General features: G+C 53.3%; 1 rRNA gene. It reads left to right on the top strand.

The window, feature by feature from the left end:
- Positions 1–149 precede the first annotated feature (149 nt).
- Positions 150–259 (top strand): 5S ribosomal RNA (rrf, locus tag ADL22_RS15755); the annotation flags it as partial.

The raw sequence follows: 259 nt of genomic DNA, 5'->3' as shown, positions 1-259 counted from the left end.
ACTGGGTTGATAGGCCAGATATGGAAGCATCGTAAGGTGTGGAGTTGACTGGTACTAATAGGCCGAGGGCTTGTCCTCAGTTGCTCGCGTCCACTGTGTTGGTTCTGAAGTAATGACCGTGTTGTGTCCGGTTGTTATCTTCATAGTGTTTCGGTGGTTTTAGCGTTAGGGAAACGCCCGGTTACATTCCGAACCCGGAAGCTAAGCCTTTCAGCGCCGATGGTACTGCAGGGGGGACCCTGTGGGAGAGTAGGACGCC

This window comes from Streptomyces sp. NRRL F-4489 (genome assembly GCF_001509485.1).
Lineage (GTDB): Bacteria > Actinomycetota > Actinomycetes > Streptomycetales > Streptomycetaceae > Streptomyces.
This window is presented reverse-complemented; position numbering and strand designations above follow the sequence as displayed.